Here is a 19,534-nt window from a genome sequence, read left to right on the forward strand (position 1 = left end):
GAACCATAAGCAGCCGTTACCGAAGAAACGGATATGTACCCGACAAGCCAAGGGACACCACCATGCCGATGTTCAACAAAATCCTCATAGCCAACCGTGGCGAAATCGCCTGCCGCATCCAGCGCACCGCCCAATCCCTGGGCTACCGCACCGTAGCGATCTATAGCGAAGCCGACACCGACGCCCTGCACGTCCAGATGGCCGACGAAGCCATCAACATCGGCCCCGCCCCCGTCACCCAGTCCTACCTGAACATCGAAGCCATCCTCAACGCAGCCCACCGTACCGGCGCCGACGCCATCCACCCCGGCTACGGCTTCCTCTCCGAAAACCCCGACTTCGCCCGAGCCTGCGCAAACGCCGGCCTCACCTTCATCGGCCCCAGCCCCGAAGCCATCGACCTGATGGGCAGCAAACGCCTCTCAAAAATCGCCATGCTCAACGCCGGCGTCCCCTGCATCAAGGGCTACCAAGGCCCCGACCAGGACGACCCAACCCTGCAACAACAAGCCACCCACATCGGCTACCCACTGATGATCAAGGCCAGCGCCGGCGGCGGCGGCCGCGGCATGCGCCTGGTACACAACCCCGACGCCCTGCTGGAACACCTGCGCACCGCCCGCTCCGAAGCACAAAACGCCTTCGGCAGCGCCGAACTCATCCTCGAACAAGCCCTGATCGCCCCCCGCCACGTCGAAATCCAACTGTTCGGCGACACCCACGGCAACCTGATCTACCTCGGCGAACGCGACTGCTCGGTCCAGCGCCGCCATCAAAAAGTCATCGAAGAAGCCCCCTGCCCCGTCATGACCCCCGAGCTGCGCCAAGCCATGGGCGAAGCCGCCCTCAAGGCCGCGCGCGCCGTCAATTACGTCGGCGCCGGCACGGTGGAGTTCCTGCTCGACCGCGACGGCAATTTCTACTTCCTGGAAATGAACACCCGCCTGCAGGTCGAACACCCGGTCACCGAACTGATCACCGGCCTCGACCTCGTCGCCTGGCAACTGCACATCGCCGCCGGCCAACCTTTGCCCCTGAGTCAGGAACAAGTGACCCTCACCGGTCACGCCATGGAAGTGCGCCTGTACGCCGAAGACCCGGCCCAGGGCTTCCTCCCGCAAACCGGCGACGTACTGCGCTGGGAACCGGCACCAGGTGTGCGCATCGATCATGGCGTGCTGGAAGGCCAGCGCATCACCCCGTTCTACGACTCGATGCTGGGCAAGATCATCGCCCACGGCGCCACCCGCGAAGAGGCCCGGCGCAAGCTGGTCAGGGCCGTGGAAGACTGCGTGCTGCTCGGCGTGCCCACCAACCAGCGCCTGCTGGCCAGCCTGCTCAAGCATCCACACTTCATCGCCGGCGATTTCAGCACCGGCTTTATTGCCGAACACTTCAGCGACATCCCGCGTACCCACGCGACCAACGAAGAGCTGGCCCTGGCCGCCGCGCTGTTTTACCAACACAGCGCCAGCGCTCACACCCAGCCATTATCCGGCTGGCGCAACAACGCCAGCGTACCCTGGACCTGGCAATTGGCCGAACACGACGAGCCCCGGACCATCAGCCTCAGTGTGCTGGCGGACAATTGCCTGCAAGTCGAGATTGATCAGCACGCCATCGAAATACGCGACCTCTCCACCGACGGACGCTGGGCCACCGCCGTTCTCAACGGCATTCGCCGTCGCATTGCCTACCACCTGCAAGGCACCCGGCTCTGGTTGCCCGGCGTGTGCATCAATGATCGAACCCAAACCGTCGCCACCCGCCAGGCCGAGGCCAGCAACGGCACGGTCAAGGCGCCGATGGATGGGGCAATTGTCGAAGTACGGGTCAGCGAAGGCGATTCGGTCAGCAAGGGCCAGCTGTTGCTGGTGCTGGAAGCGATGAAAATGGAGCACCCACTCAAGGCCGGCATGAGTGGCGTGGTCAAGCGAATCCAGGCGGTTGCAGGCGATCAGGTCAGGAACCGTCAGATTTTGCTGGAGATCGAGTAAGCCCTGGGCGGAACTAGCAGGCTTGGCTACGCTCTATCCCCATCAGGACGGGAAGAGTACGGGAACCTGCGATGCCTCATTGGCTGATTATTGATCTTGAAGCCACAACGGATGAAGGCGGCTGGCCCGTGACCGAGATGGAAATCATCGAAATCGGTGTGAGCCTGGTCAACCGCCAGGGCCGTGAACTGGACCATTTCCAGCGTTTCGTGCGGCCATTGCGCAGGCCGCTGCTGACGCCGTTCTGCCGCCAGTTGACCCACATCACCCAGGCGAATATCGACGCTGCCGCGCCGTTGATCGAGGTGTGGCCGCTGTTCGAACGCTGGCTTGGCCAGCACCAGGCACGCCTGGAAGGCTGGGCGAGCTGGGGTGACTACGACCGCCAGCAACTGGAACTGGAGTGGCAGCGCCATGGCTTGAGCAGCGTGCTGGGCCAGACGCCCCACGTGAACCTCAAGCAACGCTTCGCCAAGGCCCGGCGCCTGGACAAGCCGCTGGGGCTCAACGGCGCGCTGCAACTGGCCGGCATGCAGTTCCACGGCCAACAGCATCGGGCGCTGGAAGATGCACGCAATACCGCACGGCTGCTGCCGTTGATTTTGCCCGTGTAGAAGGCATACTGGCCGACCTTTCTTGACCCTTTTCCGAGGATTCGCCCATGTTTAAAGTCAACGAGTACTTCGACGGCACCGTCAAGTCGATCGCTTTCGGCACTGCAGAAGGTCCGGCGACCATCGGCGTCATGGCCCCGGGTGAATACGAGTTCGGCACTGCCCAGCGTGAAATCATGCACGTGGTATCGGGCGCACTGACCGTCAAGCTGCCAGACAGCAGCGACTGGGAAACCTTCGCCGCCGGCAGCCAGTTCAACGTGCCAGCCAACAGCAAGTTCCAGCTGAAGGTGGCGGTCGACACCGCCTACCTGTGCGAATACCGCGGCTAAACGTTCGATAGCCGAAAAAAATGCCCGTCTCGCGAGAGACGGGCATTTTTCATTTCAGGGCTGCTTACTCCAGGATCGTCACCGGCATGCCGACTTCCAGGCGGCCCACCCCATCGTTGACCAGGTTCTGCCCGAACATCACATCGCCCTCTTGCTCGCGGTAGGTCTTGAGCGTGGCCAGCGGTTCGCGGTCGGCACTGCGCTCGCCACTCGCCGGGTCGATGGTGGTGAGGATGCAGCGTGAGCAGGACTTGACCACGCGAAACTCCACATCACCGATCCGTATCCGCTTCCAGCCGTCTTCGGCCAAGGCTTCGCTGCCCTCGATCACCAGGTTGGGGCGAAAACGCAGCATCTCCATGGGCCGACCGATACGCTGGGACAGGTCATCCAGGGACGCCTGGCCGATCAGCAGCAACGGAAAGCCATCGGCAAACGCGACCTTGTCATCATCCTTGCCGTAGCCGGCCTCGGTCGTGCGCGCACGGGACAGCGGCACTTGCACCAGCCGCGTGGGTTTGCCGATGAATTCGCTGAGCCAGGCGCCTGCCTCGTCACCGGCATCCGGCACGCGCAAGGTGTCACGCCAGATGGTCACGCCGCGCAACTCGGCATCGCTGCCGGGTAGTGGCACGTCAAGCGCAGGTTGGCCCTCGGCGCTCAAGGTCAGGCCACCGGCGCTGTTCCACAGTGCCGAAAGCTGGCTCATCCTGGCCACGGCGCGCTGGGTCAGGAAACGCCCGCTGGCCTCGTCCACCAACATCCAGCGTCGATCCCCGTCGAGCCCGAGTGTGTCCAGGCCGATCTGCTGCAAGGATTCACCCTTGCCGGACTTCAAGGGGTATCGGTACAACGCGCTGAGACGAAGCATGGGCCTGCATTCCTGAGGGACAAAGCCGTCACCCTAAGCTCAAGCCGGGACTTCGTCCAGCATCAGGCGCTGACGTACCACGTCCACCAACTTGTCGGGCTGGAACTTGGAGAGGAAGTTGTCGCAACCGACCTTCTTCACCATCGAGTCGTTGAAGCTGCCGGACAACGACGTATGCAGCACCACGTACAGGCTGCGCAGGCGCGGGTCGTTGCGAATCTCGGTGGTCAGGCGGTAGCCGTCCATCTCGGGCATTTCGGCGTCGGTGAAGATCATCAACAGCTTGTCGGTCATCACCTGGCCACTGTCGGCCCAGGCCTTGAGCATGTTCAGTGCCTTGAGGCCGTCGCTGGCAATGTGCATCTTCACCCCCAACTGTCCGAGGGTGTCACGCAGTTGCGAGAGGGCGACGTTGGAGTCATCCACCAGCAGCACTTCGCGGCCGCGGGCGCGTTCCAGCACCGGGTCTTCAAGTTTCTCGCGGGAAACCTTGGCGTTGTAGGGCACGATTTCGGCGAGGACTTTTTCCACGTCGATGATTTCCACCAACTGGTCATCGACCTTGCTGATGGCCGTCAGGTAATGCTGGCGCCCGGCACTTGCCGGCGGCGGCAGGATCGCCTCCCAGTTCATGTTGACGATGCGGTCGACGCCGCCCACCAGGAACGCCTGCACCGAGCGGTTGTACTCGGTGACGATAATGGTGCTGTTGGGGCCCGGAATCAGCGGACGCATGCCAATCGCCTGGGACAGGTCGATCACCGGCAACGTCTGCCCACGCAGGTTGACCACGCCGCAGACAAACGGGTGGCGCTGGGGCATCAGGGTCAACTTGGGCAGTTGCAGCACTTCCTGCACCTTGAACACGTTGATCGCGAACAGCTGCCGCCCGGCCAGGCGAAACATGAGGATCTCCAGGCGATTCTCACCCACCAATTGTGTGCGTTGATCTACCGTGTCGAGAATGCCGGCCATTAAAGACTCCTGGGGTTTAGCGGATGGATAGTGCTGGTCACTGAAGCAGGTTATCGGCGGCAAACGCCGGACCTTGACCCCCCACTAAAATGCCATGCAAATCCATTGATGTCACACTGACATCATGCTTTACTGAACCCGCTTCAACGCAAGGCCCATCACCACCGCCGCGTGACCGCAAAGTCTGCGCGAGGTTCCGCTATGTAAGGGATTCCCCTATCCACAATCAGGACCAACCTGATATTCGCGATATCTAATAGCCATTAATGTGACGCCATTCTCATTGCATGAATGGAGTCAGGCTTTTGTTTGCTATCGCAAGCCCACGGCCAACGGATCATCCAGTGGCTTATGTACTGGCACCCAAAGAAGTTGTGCGAATGCCCCTGGAAATTGTGGGGTACTCGCACGACGGTCGTCATTCAAATAAATTTCCTACTGAAAAGCCGGAACGGGCCTACAGATATTCGTCATATTTCAGCGGTAGTTTTACGCCATTCAACCGGTGCAACATCTCATCATCCGATCGTATGTTCTGGAGACTTGTGTGATGAACGACGGCAAAGAGTGGCAACTTGCACTTCCCGAGTTCCTCCTCGAAGCGGAAATGTTGCTGGCCAAGTCTGAAGAATGCTTGAGCCACCTGCATTTGATCCGCAACGACAGTGACGCGATCGACTGCATGAAAACCAACCTGATCAAGCTCGCGGAAAAATCCGAAGCCCTGGCCCTGAGGGCGATCAGCGAGTTCTCACGGCATATCCAGTACCTGATCAGCAACGCCGCCAGCCCCCTGCAACTGCATGACGAAGCACTTGATGCACTGCACAACTGCCTCACCCTGCTGGCCTGGCAACTGGAGTTGATCGATACAAAAACCGGCAAGCTCGGCCTGGATGAAACGGAACAAACCGTGTTGATCGCCACCGTTGTCCAACACATCCCCCAAAGCGATTTCGGCTATAAGCAACAACACAGGCCTTACGCTATTTGAGGCTTCTTCGCATTTAAGCGACAAAAATGTCGCATTCAATTGCCTGATTATCTAAAAACGACACCACAACTATTTATGCATCACGACGTCGTTAGCAGAAAAATATCAATAAGCCACTAACGACAATACTGATACAAAACAACTTCAATGATACAACTTCCCCACTCGTTGAACTCCGGGACTACCTTCCGGGACGCTGCCGTGATTAATACGCCTCATCCCGCTCGGCGCCAGGCGACCAACGGTAATAGTGGTGGTACCATGCCCCGCTCGAAGTGACTCAACTTCATGATGCATATAAACGTGAAATGCGCCTCCTATGTACGCCAGCCTGAAGTCACTCATCGCAAGGTCCGTGTCCCGAAGCAATGCACGCTGGATAACCCTCGCGCTATGCCTGTGCGCGTGCCTGCTCAGCCTGTGGGCTTATGCACACTCGGCCGATCTTCCCCTGGCGCTGTTGTCAGTGAACCTGGCCACCCTGTTGGTGGTGGGCTTGCAACAGTGGCGCTCACGCAAGTCCATCAAGTTCCAGCCCCAGGAGTTGGCCGACCGCCTGTTGCAGGTCCAGGAAAACGAACGTCATCGCCTCAGCCGCGAACTGCACGACGATATCGGCCAACTGTTGACCGCCGCCAAGCTGCAAAGTGAATGGCTCAAGCGCCGTCTTCCGGAAAACCTGCAGGGCCACTGTGCGGTGCTGTGCAACACCCTCAACGAAACCCTGGCCAAGGTGCAGGACGTGTCGGCCATCCTCAACCCCCGGCAACTGGCGAGCCTGGGCCTTGAGGCGAGCCTGCGGGCGCATCTGCTCAAGACCCTGGAAAACACCCGGGTAAGCTGGAGCCTGGAATGCCATCAACGGCTGACCGGCATCCCGGAAGAGATGGCTGTTGCCGCCTTTCGCATTACCCAGGAAGCCGTCACCAACATGCTGCGCCATGCCCAGGCACGTAACCTGCTGGTACGCCTGCAACGCCTGCCCGAAGGCCTGTCACTGTTTATCAGCGATGACGGCCAGGGCTTTTCGCCCGCCATCAACCCCGCCCAGGAAGGCCAGCGGGGCATGGCCGGGATGTCCGAGCGGATTGATCAACTGGGAGGCACATTGTCGGTCAATAGCCAGCCAGGCTCCGGGACGAGGATCGAAGCGCTTTTCCCCTGGGCGCCCCGCGCCCTCGAACGGGCCAACCCCCATAAGGTTCTAGAGTGACGTGCAACTTACTCCTGGTGGATGACCACTCCCTGATCAGGGCCGGCGTGCGTGCGCTGGTCATGGATATTCCCGGCTACGCGGTGATCGGTGAAGCGAGCGACGGCGCGCAGTTGCTGGAGCGGTTTGACGCGCTGCAACCCGACATCGTGCTGCTTGACCTGTCGATGAAGCACACCGGCGGGCTCGATGCATTGAAAGACCTCAAGCGCGCCTACCCGAAGAGCAAGGTGCTGATCCTGTCGATGCACACCGACCCGGAGCTGATCATGTGCGCGCTGGAGTCCGGCGCCCATGGCTACCTGCTCAAGGACACCACGGCCAATGAGCTGGAGCACGCGCTGCTGGCGTTGCGCAACAACGAACGCTACCTCAGCCCGGCAATCGCCCATACGGTGATCAACCAGGCGCTGATCCGCAATCAGGCCCAGGTCAACCCGCCGCCCCACAGCCACAACCTGACGGCACGCCAGTTGGAAATCCTGCGCTTGATCGTGCGCGGCAAGTCCACCCGTGAAATCGCCAATGGCCTGGGTCTGAGCATCAAGACCGTGGAAGCCCACCGCTCGCAGATCATGAAGCGCCTGCAGATTTTCGACGTGGCGGGCCTGGTGCTGTTCGCAGTGCGCGAACAGATCATCAGCCTTGACGATTAGTCAGCAACGGTGAGTCCTCCGGCAGATGCACCCGCAGTGCCTGGGGCAAGGCCGAGAAGTGCAAGTCGTCACCCTGGAGTGGTTCGCCGTCGAGGTTGATCGCCAGCCCTTCGGCGACCTTGATTTCGACCCACGGCAAGCGCGCCCGCACAAACATATTGTCCAGGCCCCAGCCGTCCGTCATCAGGTTGCGCAGGGTGCCGACCACTTCCTGCGGCGCCGGCAAGATGCTGATATCCAACAAACCATCATCGGCCAGGGCGCCGGGGCACAGCACGTGGCCACCACCGGCCTGGCGCCCGTTGCCGATGCCCAGGGCCAGCAGCTCGCCGCGCCAGTGAAAGTCAGGGCCCTGCAATTCACCGTAGGCCGCGCGCAACTCGCTGAAGCGTGACAGGCCGGTAAACAGATACGCCGCGCCACCGAGGACTTTCTTCAAGTCTTCGGAGGTGTTGGCAGTGACCTGGCTGCCAAAACCACCGGTGGCCATATTCAGGAAGATCTGCCCGCCTACTTCGCCCAGGTCGATGGCACGGGCCGGTACATCCAGCAGGTCCAGGGCCTGCTCGGGCTCCAGCGGCACACCGGCGGCGCGGGCAAAATCGTTGGCGGTACCGAGGGGCATCAGCACCAGGCTGGCCTCGGTCTTGGCCCGGGCCATGGCCTCGGCCACATCCCGCAGGGTGCCGTCACCGCCGCCGGCGATCAGCCGCGTGTAGCCATCGGCAAGGGCCTGATCGACAAACCGCTGGGCATCGCCACCCTCCCACGTCACCCGTACGGCCAGCTCCCAGCCCTGCTCGCGCTTGCCCTGCACTGCCGCCCGCACCTCTTCGTTGAGGGCTTGCTTGCCGTGCAGAATCAACAGTGCCTTGGGTGTGCTCATGGATGAATGCTCCTGGGTTTAAGGTTCCTGAGGGATGTTGACCGTGGCCAATCGAAAAAAAGCCATCGGATGTAGAAATTAACCGGGGTTTGTAGCGTTTCTGACACGGATCAACTCGCACTTGGCGAAATCGACCTAGACTTATACCTATTCCCACCCGACAAGGCCGTCGCACCATGATCACCATGTCCGCCTTCCACTCCATGCTTATCCCCATCCTGACCGGCATGATCCTCCTGGCCATCGGCTTCAACTTCCGCGACAAACCCATCGGTGTGTTCGGCATGTGGATCGGCATGCTGCTGATCCTCGGCACCGTGGTTTACAAGATCCTCGCCAAACTCGCCGAATGACAATCTCACTCGCATTGCACATGACGGCCTCGTACACTCGGTCAATTCGTCGTTTTTAAGGTTGACCGCCTCGTGCTTGCCCGTCTGTTTGCCCTGCCCTGTTGCCTGCTTTTCTGCCTGCTGACCCTGCTGCCCATGGCGCCTGCCCACGCCGTGAGCCTGCCGGGGCTGCTGGGCAGCAACACTAAAACCCAGCCGCAAGCCGACGTCCCGTTGGGCCAGTCCCTGGACGAGGTGATCAAGACCCTGGAAAACGACCAGCAGCGCACCAAGCTGCTGAGCGACCTGAAAAAGCTTCGTGAGACCACGCAAAAGGCCCAGCCCGCCGCCGAACTGGGTGTACTCGGTCTGATCGGCGGTACGCTGTCGAGCCTGGAGCAACAATTCTCCGGTGCCGACAGCCCGCTCAATCGCTGGTCCAACGAGTTTGACCAGGCCAAGGATGAACTCACCGCACTGATGCTGCCGGCCAGCGAATGGCTGCCGATCATCTTTGCCTTTGCCATGATCCTGATGCTCTGGAGCCTGCTGGCCGCGATCCTGATCTGGCTCAGCCACCGGGTGCGCGAGCGTTTCGGCCTGACCGAAGAACTGCCGCAACACCCCAAGACCTGGGACCTGCTGCGCTTTGCCCTGCGCAAGCTCGGCCCGTGGCTGATCGCGTTGGTGATCACCGTCTACATGAGTTACGCACTGCCCTCGTCCCTCGGCAAATCCCTGGCAATGGTGCTGGCCTATGCGCTGGTGGTGGGCACCTGCTTCTCGGCGATCTGCGTGGTCGCCTTTTCCGTACTCGACGGCCCGCACCGTCACCGCGCGTTGTACATCCTGCGCCACCAGGCCTTCCGGCCGTTATGGCTGATCGGCAGCTTTGCCGCCTTTGGCGAAGCCGTCAGCGACCCGCGCCTGGCCGAGAGCCTGGGTCAGCACCTGTCCCATGTCGCCGCGACCATCGCCAATGTCATGGCCGCGCTGTCCACCGGTGTGTTCATCCTGCGATTCCGCCGGCCGATTGCGCACCTGATCCGCAACCAGCCGCTGTCCCGCCGCCTGACCCGCCGCGCCCTGAGTGACACCATCGAAATCGTCGGCACCTTCTGGTACCTGCCGGCGTTGCTGCTAGTGGGCATCTCGCTGTTCGCCACCTTCGTCTCCGCCGGCGACACCAGCACCGCCCTGCGCCAGTCGTTGTTGTGCACGGTGTTGCTGGTGCTGTGCATGGTGATCAACGGCCTGGTGCGCCGCCATTCCCTCAAGCCGCAGCGTGGGCACAAGCGCCATGCGCTGTACTCCGAGCGCCTGAAAAGCTTCGTCTACACCCTCGCCCACCTGGTGGTGTGGCTGGTGTTTATCGAACTCGGCCTGCGGGTCTGGGGCCTGTCGCTGATCCGTTTTACCGAAGGCGACGGGCATGAAATCAGCGTCAAGCTGTTCGGCCTTGCCGGCACATTGCTGTTTGCCTGGCTGATCTGGATCCTCAGCGACACCGCGATCCACCACGCCCTCACCCGCTCGCGCAAAGGCCTGGCCAACGCGCGTGCGCAAACGATGATGCCGTTGATTCGCAACGTGCTGTTCGTGACCATCTTCATCATTGCCGCCATCGTCGCCCTGGCGAACATGGGCATGAACGTCACGCCGCTGCTGGCGGGTGCCGGTGTGATCGGCCTGGCCATCGGTTTTGGTGCACAGTCGCTGGTGGCGGATTTGATCACCGGCCTGTTCATCATTATCGAAGACTCCCTGGCAATTGATGACTACGTGGATGTCGGCGGCCACCTGGGGACGGTCGAAGGGTTGACCATCCGTACCGTGCGCCTGCGGGACATCGACGGCATCGTGCATACGATCCCGTTCAGTGAAATCAAAAGCATCAAGAACTACTCCCGGGAGTTCGGCTACGCGATCTTCCGGGTGGCGATTCCCTACAACATGGAAATCGACGACGCCATCAAGCTGATGCGCGACGTCGGGCAGAAGATGCGCAACGACCCGTTGCAGCGGCGCAATATCTGGTCGCCGCTGGAGATTCAGGGTGTAGAAAGTTTCGAGTCCGGCAGTGCGATTCTTCGCGCCCGCTTCAAGACCGCGCCGATCAAGCAGTGGGAGGTTTCGCGGGCGTTCAACCTGTCGCTCAAGCGTCACCTCGATGAAGCCGGGCTGGACCTGGCCACCCCACGCTTGAGCGTGCAAGTGGTGACAGCGGCGGGAGGCGTGCAAGAGAAAGAATAAGCGCTGCCCGGACGACGTCAGGATCAACAACAATAATCATGGAGAGTCCTTATGCGTTTGACCGGTCTTACACACCAATGGGTATTCGGCCTGCTGTGCGGTGTCGCCAGCAGCGCGGTCATCGCCGCCAACAGCGGCCAGGACAGTGCCCGCGAAACCATCGCCGCCCAGGCCAAAGTACTGGAACCGGCCTTGCTGGAAACCCGGCGCGACATCCACGCCCATCCTGAACTGGGCAATACCGAACATCGCACCGCGGAGCTGGTGGCCAAGCAACTGCGGGAGATGGGGCTGGAGGTCAAGACTGGCGTGGCGCGCACGGGCGTTGTCGCCATCCTCAAGGGCGCCCTGCCCGGCCCGACCGTGGCCTTGCGCGCCGACATGGATGCGCTGCCGGTCAAGGAAGTCTCCGGCCTGCCCTTCGCCTCGAAGGCCAAGGGTGTGTACCTCGATAAAGAAGTCGACGTGATGCACGCCTGCGGCCACGACGCCCACACCGCCATCCTGCTGAGCACAGCGAAAATCCTTACAGGTATGCGCGATCGCCTGCCTGGGACCGTGGTGTTTTATTTCCAGCCGGCTGAAGAAGGCCCGAGCGACTTTATCCCCGACGGTAAAAACACTTGGGGCGCGAAGATGATGGTGCAGGAAGGGCTGATGAAATCGCCCAAGCCGGATGCCGTTTTTGGGCTGCATGTGTGGGCCGGGGTGCCTGCGGGGCAGATTGCGTATCGGCCGGGGCCGACGCTGGCGAGCTCGGATGACCTGCGGATCAAGATCCTGGGCAAGCAGACCCATGCGGGGCGGCCGTGGGATGGGATCGATCCGATTACCGTGGGGGCGCAGGCCATTGTGGGGCTGCAGACGGTGGTCAGTCGGCGTACCGACATTTCTTCGTTTCCGGCGGTGGTGAGTATTGGCACCATCAACGGAGGGACGCGGTACAACATCATTCCCGAGTCGGTGGACATGAGTGGGACCATTCGCTCCTACGACTATGGCATTCGCCAGAAGCTGCATGCGGATGTGCGGCAGACCGTAGAGAAGATTGCCGAGAGTGGTGGGGCGAAGGCTGAGGTGACGATCATTGAGAAGTACGACCCGACCATCAACAACCCGGCGCTGACCGAAAAGATGCTGCCGAGTTTGCGTTGGGCGGCGAATGGCGACGTAGTGAATGCCCCGTTGGTGGGTGGGGCTGAGGACTTCTCGTTTTATGCCAAGGAAGCGCCAGGGTTGTTTGTGTTTCTGGGGGTGACGCCGAGGGATCAGGACATGAGCAAGGCGGCGCCGAATCATAATCCGGGGTTCTTTGTGGATGAGTCGGCGTTGGTGGTTGGGGTTCGGACGCTGGCTTCGTTGGCGACGGATTATTTGTATGCCAATGCGGGGGATTGAGGGTATATCCGTTATTCAGGTAACGGCCGCCTAGGGTTCCGCTCTTGCCCCACCACTCTGCACCTCGCTCGGGCTTAAGTGTGGTGAAGCAACAGCAAACCCAAAGGCGGACACGATCCAAATGTGGGAGCGGGTTTGCTCGCGAAGGTCGTTAACGATGACGTGGGTATCCTGACTCAACGCGGCGCCCTCAGGTTTTTCGCGAGCAAGCCCGCTCCCACATAAAGCGGCTCTGCTTTTGCTCTAACACTCGGGTCATCGGGGTAAAGCCCTGTGCTTACTTGGGGCTGGGCCGGCATTCCAGCTGTTCAAAAGTGAGCCGCTGTGAGAGCGGAACCAAAAGCCGCCGTGACCTAAATAACGGATACACACAGGCAAAACGTCAAACCACATCCACCCCCACATGAATCGCATCATGCCGCCAAAACTCCAGATCACAATCAATCAACCGCTCATGCTGATCATAATTAACCCGAGCAATCCGCAACCCCGGGCTCCCCACCGACACCCTCAACGCCGCCGCAGCCTCAACCTGCAATGACGTCGGCACAATCTCAAACCGCACCCGCCCGTAGTGCAAGTCATACACCCGCGCATACAACTCCGTAATCGACTGATTCAAATCACACCCCAGAATCCCCGGAAAATACTGCGGGTTCAGATAGTGCTCCACATACAACACCAACCGCCCATCAATCCTGCGCCCCCGGCAAATCTGAATCACGCTGGACAACGCCGGCAACTGCAACCACGCACACACCGCCGCCGAAGCCGGCTGCAACCGCGCCGAAATCACCTCGGTCGACGGCACCCGACCCTGGGCACTCACCATCGCGTGAAAATGACTGCGCTGCATCAGGTTATAGGCAAGCCTGGGCGGCGACACAAACCACCCCCGCCGCTCCTCGCGATAAATCTGCCCTTGTGCCTCAAGTTGTAACAAGGCTTCCCGCACCGTAATCCGGGTGGTACCAAACAACTCGCTGAGCTTGCGCTCGGCCGGCAGCTTACTGGCAGGCGCCAACAAGCCATGGTCGATCTGCTCTTGCAGCGCCAGGCCAATGGTTGTCACCGCCTTGGTTGCCTCATCACGCATCAACGTTACCTATCTGGACTAGACCAGCACTATTCAGGTGCACAAAACGCCCGCTAAACGCGCCTCTGCTGTTGCGTGCAAGCCTAGGCATTGCACATGACCGACAGATGACAGCGCCTCGCGACGTGCTGCCACAAGACCTGCAATACATCGGCCAAGTCCAAGGCTTCCGGGCGGTTGGGCATGGTCTACGCTTACCCGGTGATCCCCCGTCCAGGCCAACAAAAAACGACATCGACATGAAACTGTCATCCGCCACGCCTAAATTGGCTCGTGTATTGCTGACCTAGACCAACACCACCGCAAACGTCGATAAAAACGCAGCGTTGAAAACGCCCAAAGGAGCTTCGGATGAAACAGCTTTTCCTGGCATCACTGTTAGGCTCGACCATTGCCATGTGCACCGCCGCCATGGCTGCTGATACCGATTTGAAAACGCTCGAAGCCGCCGCGAAAGCGGAAGGCGCCGTCAACAGCGTCGGCATGCCCGATGACTGGGCCAACTGGAAAGGCACCTGGGACGACCTGGCCAAGATCTATGGCCTCAAGCACATCGACACCGACATGAGCTCGGCCCAGGAAGTCGCCAAGTTCGCGGCAGAAAAAGACAACGCCAGTGCCGACATCGGCGACGTGGGTGCAGCCTTCGGCCCGATCGCGGTGAAACAGGGCGTTACCCAACCGTACAAACCGACCACCTGGGCACAAGTCCCGGATTGGGCGAAAGACAAAGACGGTAACTGGGCCCTGGCCTACACCGGCACCATCGCCTTTATCGTCAACAAAAAACTCCTGCACGGCTCCGAAGCTCCGAAAAGCTGGGCTGACCTGAAGACCGGCAAATACAAGGTTTCCATCGGCGACGTGAGCACCGCCGCCCAGGCGGCCAACGGCGTACTCGCCGCTGCACTGGCCAACGGTGGCGACGAGAAGAACATTCAGCCGGCGCTGCTGATGTTCGCCGAAATCGCCAAGCAAGGCCGCCTGTCGCTGGCCAACCCAACCATCTCCACCATGGAAAAAGGCGAAGTGGAAGTGGGCGTGGTCTGGGACTTCAACGGCCTGAGCTACAAGGCCAAGATGGCCAACCCGGATGACTACGTGGTGCTGATCCCATCGGACGGCTCGGTGATTTCCGGCTACACCACCATCATCAACAAATACGCCAAGCACCCGAACGCCGCCAAGCTGACCCGCGAATACATCTTCAGCGACGCCGGCCAGACCAACCTGGCGCGTGGCAATGCGCGGCCGATCCGTGCCGAGCACCTGACCTTGCCAGCCGACGTACAGGCCAAGCTGCTGCCTAACGAGCAGTACAAGAAAGTCACGCCGATCAAGGACGCCGACGCTTGGGAGAAGACCTCCAAGGCACTGCCGCAGAAGTGGCAGGAAGAAGTCATCATCAATATGCAATAAGGCTGTAACCCACATTGGAGATCCGCTGGAGATCCAATGTGTGAGCGGGCTTGGGTGGGAGCGGGCTTGCTCGCGAAAGCGCAGTGTCAGTCAATACATGTGTGACTGACCCACCGTCTTCGCGAGCAAGCCCGCTCCCACAAAAGCCCACTCCCACACTTAACTGCGTTCCCTCAGGGGAAATTGAGTCAAGCCTATTTGTTGCGGAGCCCCAGCCCCTATGAAGCACAACGTCATCCTTGTCGTGCTCGACGGCCTGAATTACGAGGTTGCCCGACACGCCATGGGGCACTTGCAGGCCTATGTCGGCGCAGGACGCGCAGCATTGTACAAACTGGAATGTGAACTGCCGGCCCTGTCCCGGCCACTGTACGAATGCATCCTCACCGGCGTCCCGCCGATCCAGAGCGGCATCGTCCACAACAACGTTTCGCGCCTGTCCAACCAGCGCAGCATTTTCCATTACGCCACCGACGCCGGTTTATCCACGGCGGCGGCGGCGTATCACTGGGTCAGCGAGTTGTATAACCGCTCGCCCTTTATCGCCGCCCGGGATCGGCATACCAGCGACACGGCCCTGGCGATCCAGCACGGGCATTTCTACTGGAATGACCATTACCCGGACTCGCACCTGTTTGCCGACGCCGAAAGCCTGCGCCTCAAACACGCGCCGAATTTCCTGGTGGTGCACCCGATGAACATCGACGATGCCGGCCACAAGCACGGCCTCGACACCCCGCAATACCGCAACAGCGCGCGCTCGGCCGACATCATCCTCGCCGACTACCTGCAAGGCTGGCTCGACGCCGGTTACCAGGTACTGGTGACGGCCGACCACGGCATGAACAACGACCGCTCCCACAACGGCCTGCTGCCGGAAGAACGGGAAGTGCCGCTGTTTGTGCTGGGTGATGCCTTCAGCCTCGACACCCACGCCACGCCCAAACAAACCGAGCTGTGCGGCACCGTCTGCGAGCTGTTGGGTGTACCCCACGACAAACCTGTATGCCGGGAGCTGTTGAAGTGAATTCAGTGATCCGCGGCAAATGGCTGGCCGCCTTGTGCCTGGTGCCCTTCGCGCTGTTTTTTATCGTGTTCGAGATCGCTCCGCTGTTCTGGGTGCTGGTCAGCAGCCTGCAATCGGAAGAGTTTGGCTGGGGCCTGGCCAACTTCAGCAAGATCGCCAATTCGAAATTCTACCTGCAGGCAATCCAGTACAGCCTGGAGATCAGTTTCTACTCCAGTGTGTTCGGGATCGTCATTGCCGTGCTGGGCAGTTACTCGCTGCGTCGGGTGGATGGCCGGCTGCGCAATTTCGTGACCGCCTTCGCCAACATGACCAGCAACTTCTCCGGCGTACCCCTGGCCTTCGCCTTCATCATCCTGCTGGGGTTCAACGGCAGCATCACCATCATGCTCAAGCAGGCCGGGATCATTCAGGACTTCAACCTGTATTCCAAGACCGGGTTGATCATCCTTTATACCTATTTCCAGATTCCCCTCGGCGTGCTGCTGCTCTACCCGGCCTTTGACGCGTTGCGCGAAGACTGGCGCGAGTCCGCTTCGTTGCTCGGCGCGGATGGCTGGCAATACTGGCGGCATATCGGCTTGCCGGTGCTGACCCCGGCGCTGCTGGGCACCTTCGTGATCCTGCTGGCCAACGCCCTCGGCGCCTACGCCACGGTCTATGCGCTGACCACCGGCAACTTCAACGTGCTGCCGATCCGCATCGCGGCGATGGTCTCCGGCGATATTTCCCTGGACCCGAACATGGCCAGTGCCCTGGCCGTGGTGCTGGTAGCGCTGATGACCGTGGTGACCGTGGTCCATCAACTGCTGCTCAAGAGGAGCTACCATGTCTCGCGCTGAACCTGGCTCGGCCGCCCTCTACCATCGCGTAGTGGTGTACCTGTTGCTTGCTGTCCTGGTGCTGCCATTGCTCGGCACCCTGGTCTACTCCATCGCCAGCAGTTGGTCGGCGACCATCCTGCCATCCGGCTTTACCTTCAAATGGTATATCCAGCTGTGGAGTGACCCACGCTTCCTGAATGCCTTCGGCCAGTCGCTGCTGGTGTGCGTCGGCGCGCTGATCTTGTCGGTGGTGCTGATCCTGCCGCTGCTGTTTGTGGTGCATTACCACTTTCCGAAACTCGACGCGCTGATGAACATTTTGATCCTGCTGCCCTTCGCGGTGCCGCCGGTGGTGTCGTCGGTGGGGCTGTTGCAGCTCTACGGCTCGGGGCCATTTGCGATGGTGGGTACGCCATGGATCCTGATCGGTTGCTACTTCACCGTGGCGCTGCCGTTCATGTATCGGGCGATCACCAACAACCTGCAAGCGATCAACCTGCGGGACCTGATGGACGCCGCCCAACTGCTCGGTGCCAGCACCTTCCAGGCGGCGTTCCTGGTGGTGCTGCCGAACCTGCGCAAGGGCTTGATGGTGGCATTGCTGCTGTCGTTCTCGTTCCTGTTCGGCGAGTTCGTGTTCGCCAACATCCTGGTGGGCACCCGCTACGAAACCCTGCAGGTGTACCTCAACAATATGCGTAACAGCAGCGGCCACTTCACCAGTGCCCTGGTGATCTCCTATTTCTTCTTCGTGCTGGTGCTGACCTGGGCCGCCAACATCTTGAACAAGGACAAAAGCCAATGAGCTTCGTCAGCGTCCAACACCTGCAAAAAGGCTACGCCGGCACGCCGGTATTCAGTGACATCAACTGCGAAATCGCCAAGGGCGAATTCGTCACCCTGCTTGGCCCGTCGGGCTGCGGCAAGTCGACCCTGCTGCGCTGCATCGCCGGCCTGACCTCGGTGGACAGCGGGAAAATCCTGCTGGATGGCCAGGACATCGTCCCGCTGAGCCCACAGAAACGGCATATCGGCATGGTGTTCCAGAGCTACGCGCTGTTCCCCAACATGACCGTGGAACAGAACGTCGCCTTCGGCCTGCGCATGCAGAAGGTCAATGCCGACGACAGTCACAAACGCGTGCAGGAAGTGTTGCAACTGGTGGAGCTGAAAGAACTCGCCGGCCGCTACCCGCACCAGATGTCCGGCGGCCAGTGCCAGCGCGTGGCCCTCGCCCGCTCGCTGGTGACGCGCCCGCGCCTGCTGTTGCTCGACGAGCCGTTGTCGGCCCTCGATGCACGGATTCGCAAGCACCTGCGCGAACAGATTCGCCAGATCCAGCGTGAGCTGGGCCTGACCACCATCTTCGTGACCCATGACCAGGAAGAAGCCCTGACCATGTCCGACCGGATCTTCCTGATGAACCAGGGCAAGATCGTACAGAGCGGCGATGCCGAGACCCTCTACACCGCGCCGGTGGATGTGTTCGCCGCCGGCTTTATCGGCAACTACAACCTGCTGGACGCCGACAAGGCCAGCAAACTGTTGCAGCGCCCGGTCACCGGGCGCATCGCCATTCGCCCGGAGGCCATTGAGCTCAGCCGCAGCGGTGAGCTGGATGCGTTGGTGCGCAGCCACAGCCTGTTGGGCAACGTGATTCGCTACCGCATCGAAGCCCGGGGCGTGGAATTGGTGGTGGATGTGCTTAACCGCTCGGCTGACGATCTGCACCCGGATGGTCAGAGATTGGCACTTTCCATCGACCCAAGTGCGTTGTGTGAAGTAGCCTGACGCACGATTTATTTGAGAGAGCGTGACAGATGGCATTGGTAATTTTTGATCTGGACGACACCCTGATCCACGGCGACTGCGCCACCCTGTGGAGCGAGCAGATGGGCCGCCTGGGCTGGGTGGATGGCGAGTCGTTCATGCGCAAGAACGACGAACTGATGGCGGCCTACAGCCGCGGTGAGCTGGCCATGGAGGATTTCATGGACTTCAGCCTGGAGCCGATGATTGGCCGCACGCCGGAAGAGATCGAGCACCTTGTAGAGCCGTGGGTGGAAGACGTTATCGAGCCGCTGATCTACAGCGAAGCCACCCGTACCATTGCACAGCACCGCAAGAATGGTGACCGGATTTTGGTGATCTCGGCGTCGGGGACGCACTTGGTCAAGCCGATTGCGGCGCGTATCGGCATTGATGAAGTGCTGGGGATTGAGCTGGACGTCGCCCATGGGGTGTACAGCGGCAAGACCACAGGTGTACTGACTTACCGCGAAGGCAAGATCACTCGCCTGATGGAATGGCTGGAGCAGGAAGGTGAGCACCTTGATGGGGCGTACTTCTACTCGGATTCGCGCAATGATTTGCCGCTGTTGCTGAAGGTGGAGAACCCGCAGGTGGTGAATCCGGACCCGGTGCTGCGGGCGCATGCTGAGAAGGCTGGGTGGCCGATTCATCATTGGGTGTGACGTTTTGTGCTGGTTTGAGGTGGGTACATATCCGTTATTTAGGTAACGGCCACCTATGGTTTCGCTCTTACAGCGAGTCACTTTGCAAAAAAAAGCGGCAAAGTAACCAAAGCGCTCTGCCCCGCCTGTCGGCGCCTCGCCTAGGCTCGGCGTTCCCTCACTCCGGCAGCACG

At 60.7% G+C, this 19,534-nt stretch carries 18 protein-coding genes and 1 pseudogene; 15 read left to right on the top strand and 4 right to left on the bottom strand.

What is annotated here, in order from left to right; all coding sequences use genetic code 11:
• The first annotated feature begins 62 nt into the window (after positions 1 to 62).
• The 3 genes from HX821_RS30210 to HX821_RS30220 all read left to right on the top strand — a co-directional run bounded on the left by HX821_RS30210 (position 63) and on the right by HX821_RS30220 (position 2,943).
• The gene (locus tag HX821_RS30210) at positions 63 to 1,997 is read left to right on the top strand and encodes an acetyl/propionyl/methylcrotonyl-CoA carboxylase subunit alpha (RefSeq protein WP_177037277.1); all 1,935 of its coding nucleotides are present in this window, start codon (positions 63 to 65) and stop codon (positions 1,995 to 1,997) included.
• 71 nt (positions 1,998 to 2,068) lie between these two features.
• Positions 2,069 to 2,611 (top strand): exonuclease domain-containing protein, encoded by a 543-nt coding sequence (locus HX821_RS30215; protein ID WP_003219774.1) that lies wholly within the window; start codon positions 2,069 to 2,071, stop codon positions 2,609 to 2,611.
• Positions 2,612 to 2,658: 47 nt separating this feature from the next.
• Positions 2,659 to 2,943, top strand: a complete 285-nt coding sequence (locus HX821_RS30220) for a pyrimidine/purine nucleoside phosphorylase (protein WP_003226701.1) — start codon at positions 2,659 to 2,661, stop codon at positions 2,941 to 2,943.
• A 64-nt stretch (positions 2,944 to 3,007) separates the two neighbouring features.
• Here the strand turns inward: HX821_RS30220 and HX821_RS30225 are convergent, their stop codons facing one another.
• Positions 3,008 to 3,814, bottom strand: a complete 807-nt coding sequence (locus tag HX821_RS30225; protein ID WP_177037279.1) for an MOSC domain-containing protein — start codon at positions 3,812 to 3,814, stop codon at positions 3,008 to 3,010.
• 39 nt (positions 3,815 to 3,853) lie between these two features.
• On the bottom strand, positions 3,854 to 4,789 hold the full coding sequence (locus HX821_RS30230; RefSeq protein WP_008430676.1) for a chemotaxis protein CheV: 936 nt from the start codon (positions 4,787 to 4,789) through the stop codon (positions 3,854 to 3,856).
• 550 nt (positions 4,790 to 5,339) lie between these two features.
• On the opposite strand from HX821_RS30230, the gene HX821_RS30235 reads away from it, so the two are divergent.
• The 3 genes from HX821_RS30235 (at position 5,340) to HX821_RS30245 (ending at position 7,652) form a co-directional block, all read left to right on the top strand.
• Positions 5,340 to 5,783 carry a hypothetical protein gene (locus HX821_RS30235; RefSeq protein WP_003219767.1) on the top strand — a complete coding sequence of 148 codons (444 nt, stop codon included), beginning with the start codon at positions 5,340 to 5,342 and terminating at the stop codon, positions 5,781 to 5,783.
• A 319-nt stretch (positions 5,784 to 6,102) separates the two neighbouring features.
• Complete coding sequence (locus HX821_RS30240; protein ID WP_003219766.1) at positions 6,103 to 6,996, top strand: sensor histidine kinase; 894 nt, start codon at positions 6,103 to 6,105, stop codon at positions 6,994 to 6,996.
• Positions 6,993 to 7,652 (top strand): response regulator transcription factor, encoded by a 660-nt coding sequence (locus tag HX821_RS30245; protein WP_003219763.1) that lies wholly within the window; start codon positions 6,993 to 6,995, stop codon positions 7,650 to 7,652. Before HX821_RS30240 ends, HX821_RS30245 begins: the two co-directional genes overlap by 4 nt.
• On the opposite strand, the pseudogene yegS reads toward HX821_RS30245, so the two are convergent.
• Positions 7,614 to 8,538: pseudogene (gene yegS, locus HX821_RS30250) on the bottom strand (lipid kinase YegS); the annotation flags it as partial. The gene HX821_RS30245 and the pseudogene yegS overlap by 39 nt on opposite strands.
• A gap of 176 nt (positions 8,539 to 8,714) precedes the next feature.
• Between yegS and HX821_RS30255 the strand changes: the two are divergent.
• From HX821_RS30255 to HX821_RS30265, 3 genes are all read left to right on the top strand, one after another.
• On the top strand, positions 8,715 to 8,891 hold the full coding sequence (locus tag HX821_RS30255) for a hypothetical protein (protein ID WP_003219760.1): 177 nt from the start codon (positions 8,715 to 8,717) through the stop codon (positions 8,889 to 8,891).
• 72 nt (positions 8,892 to 8,963) lie between these two features.
• Positions 8,964 to 11,123, top strand: a complete 2,160-nt coding sequence (locus HX821_RS30260; protein ID WP_003219758.1) for a mechanosensitive ion channel family protein — start codon at positions 8,964 to 8,966, stop codon at positions 11,121 to 11,123.
• A gap of 51 nt (positions 11,124 to 11,174) precedes the next feature.
• A complete protein-coding gene (locus HX821_RS30265; protein WP_177037280.1) occupies positions 11,175 to 12,521 on the top strand; it encodes an amidohydrolase in 1,347 nt (448 codons plus the stop codon).
• 382 nt (positions 12,522 to 12,903) lie between these two features.
• Here HX821_RS30265 and HX821_RS30270 read toward each other — a convergent pair whose 3' ends face one another.
• Positions 12,904 to 13,617 (bottom strand): UTRA domain-containing protein, encoded by a 714-nt coding sequence (locus tag HX821_RS30270; protein WP_003219754.1) that lies wholly within the window; start codon positions 13,615 to 13,617, stop codon positions 12,904 to 12,906.
• 351 nt (positions 13,618 to 13,968) lie between these two features.
• On the opposite strand from HX821_RS30270, the gene HX821_RS30275 reads away from it, so the two are divergent.
• The 6 genes from HX821_RS30275 (at position 13,969) to HX821_RS30300 (ending at position 19,361) form a co-directional block, all read left to right on the top strand.
• Positions 13,969 to 15,036 (top strand): ABC transporter substrate-binding protein, encoded by a 1,068-nt coding sequence (locus HX821_RS30275; RefSeq protein WP_177037282.1) that lies wholly within the window; start codon positions 13,969 to 13,971, stop codon positions 15,034 to 15,036.
• Positions 15,037 to 15,256: 220 nt separating this feature from the next.
• Positions 15,257 to 16,063, top strand: coding sequence for an alkaline phosphatase family protein (locus HX821_RS30280; protein ID WP_177037284.1), 807 nt, complete (start codon positions 15,257 to 15,259; stop codon positions 16,061 to 16,063).
• The gene (locus HX821_RS30285) at positions 16,060 to 16,905 is read left to right on the top strand and encodes an ABC transporter permease subunit (protein ID WP_010166442.1); all 846 of its coding nucleotides are present in this window, start codon (positions 16,060 to 16,062) and stop codon (positions 16,903 to 16,905) included. The genes HX821_RS30280 and HX821_RS30285 overlap by 4 nt, the downstream gene beginning before the upstream one ends.
• A complete protein-coding gene (locus HX821_RS30290) occupies positions 16,892 to 17,692 on the top strand; it encodes an ABC transporter permease (protein ID WP_102369616.1) in 801 nt (266 codons plus the stop codon). The genes HX821_RS30285 and HX821_RS30290 overlap by 14 nt, the downstream gene beginning before the upstream one ends.
• Positions 17,689 to 18,678: an ABC transporter ATP-binding protein gene (locus tag HX821_RS30295; protein ID WP_177023415.1), complete on the top strand. Its 990-nt coding sequence runs from the start codon at positions 17,689 to 17,691 to the stop codon at positions 18,676 to 18,678. The genes HX821_RS30290 and HX821_RS30295 overlap by 4 nt, the downstream gene beginning before the upstream one ends.
• A 29-nt stretch (positions 18,679 to 18,707) precedes the next feature.
• The gene (locus HX821_RS30300; RefSeq protein ID WP_003219744.1) at positions 18,708 to 19,361 is read left to right on the top strand and encodes an HAD family phosphatase; all 654 of its coding nucleotides are present in this window, start codon (positions 18,708 to 18,710) and stop codon (positions 19,359 to 19,361) included.
• Positions 19,362 to 19,534 lie beyond the last annotated feature (173 nt).

It is taken from the genome of Pseudomonas sp. B6001, from assembly GCF_013386015.1.
Taxonomy (GTDB): Bacteria; Pseudomonadota; Gammaproteobacteria; order Pseudomonadales; family Pseudomonadaceae; genus Aquipseudomonas.

What these genes read in the sequence shown, in the direction of transcription:
- HX821_RS30235 (WP_003219767.1), top strand. Translation starts at nt 5,340, where the DNA reads ATGAACGACGGCAAAGAGTGGCAACTTGCACTTCCCGAGTTCCTCCTC.
- HX821_RS30225 (WP_177037279.1), bottom strand. Translation starts at nt 3,814, where the DNA reads ATGCTTCGTCTCAGCGCGTTGTACCGATACCCCTTGAAGTCCGGCAAG.
- HX821_RS30210 (WP_177037277.1), top strand. Translation starts at nt 63, where the DNA reads ATGCCGATGTTCAACAAAATCCTCATAGCCAACCGTGGCGAAATCGCC.
- HX821_RS30290 (WP_102369616.1), top strand. Translation starts at nt 16,892, where the DNA reads ATGTCTCGCGCTGAACCTGGCTCGGCCGCCCTCTACCATCGCGTAGTG.
- HX821_RS30265 (WP_177037280.1), top strand. Translation starts at nt 11,175, where the DNA reads ATGCGTTTGACCGGTCTTACACACCAATGGGTATTCGGCCTGCTGTGC.
- HX821_RS30255 (WP_003219760.1), top strand. Translation starts at nt 8,715, where the DNA reads ATGATCACCATGTCCGCCTTCCACTCCATGCTTATCCCCATCCTGACC.
- HX821_RS30220 (WP_003226701.1), top strand. Translation starts at nt 2,659, where the DNA reads ATGTTTAAAGTCAACGAGTACTTCGACGGCACCGTCAAGTCGATCGCT.
- HX821_RS30215 (WP_003219774.1), top strand. Translation starts at nt 2,069, where the DNA reads ATGCCTCATTGGCTGATTATTGATCTTGAAGCCACAACGGATGAAGGC.
- HX821_RS30270 (WP_003219754.1), bottom strand. Translation starts at nt 13,617, where the DNA reads ATGCGTGATGAGGCAACCAAGGCGGTGACAACCATTGGCCTGGCGCTG.
- HX821_RS30240 (WP_003219766.1), top strand. Translation starts at nt 6,103, where the DNA reads ATGTACGCCAGCCTGAAGTCACTCATCGCAAGGTCCGTGTCCCGAAGC.
- HX821_RS30295 (WP_177023415.1), top strand. Translation starts at nt 17,689, where the DNA reads ATGAGCTTCGTCAGCGTCCAACACCTGCAAAAAGGCTACGCCGGCACG.
- HX821_RS30230 (WP_008430676.1), bottom strand. Translation starts at nt 4,789, where the DNA reads ATGGCCGGCATTCTCGACACGGTAGATCAACGCACACAATTGGTGGGT.
- HX821_RS30280 (WP_177037284.1), top strand. Translation starts at nt 15,257, where the DNA reads ATGAAGCACAACGTCATCCTTGTCGTGCTCGACGGCCTGAATTACGAG.
- HX821_RS30275 (WP_177037282.1), top strand. Translation starts at nt 13,969, where the DNA reads ATGAAACAGCTTTTCCTGGCATCACTGTTAGGCTCGACCATTGCCATG.
- HX821_RS30300 (WP_003219744.1), top strand. Translation starts at nt 18,708, where the DNA reads ATGGCATTGGTAATTTTTGATCTGGACGACACCCTGATCCACGGCGAC.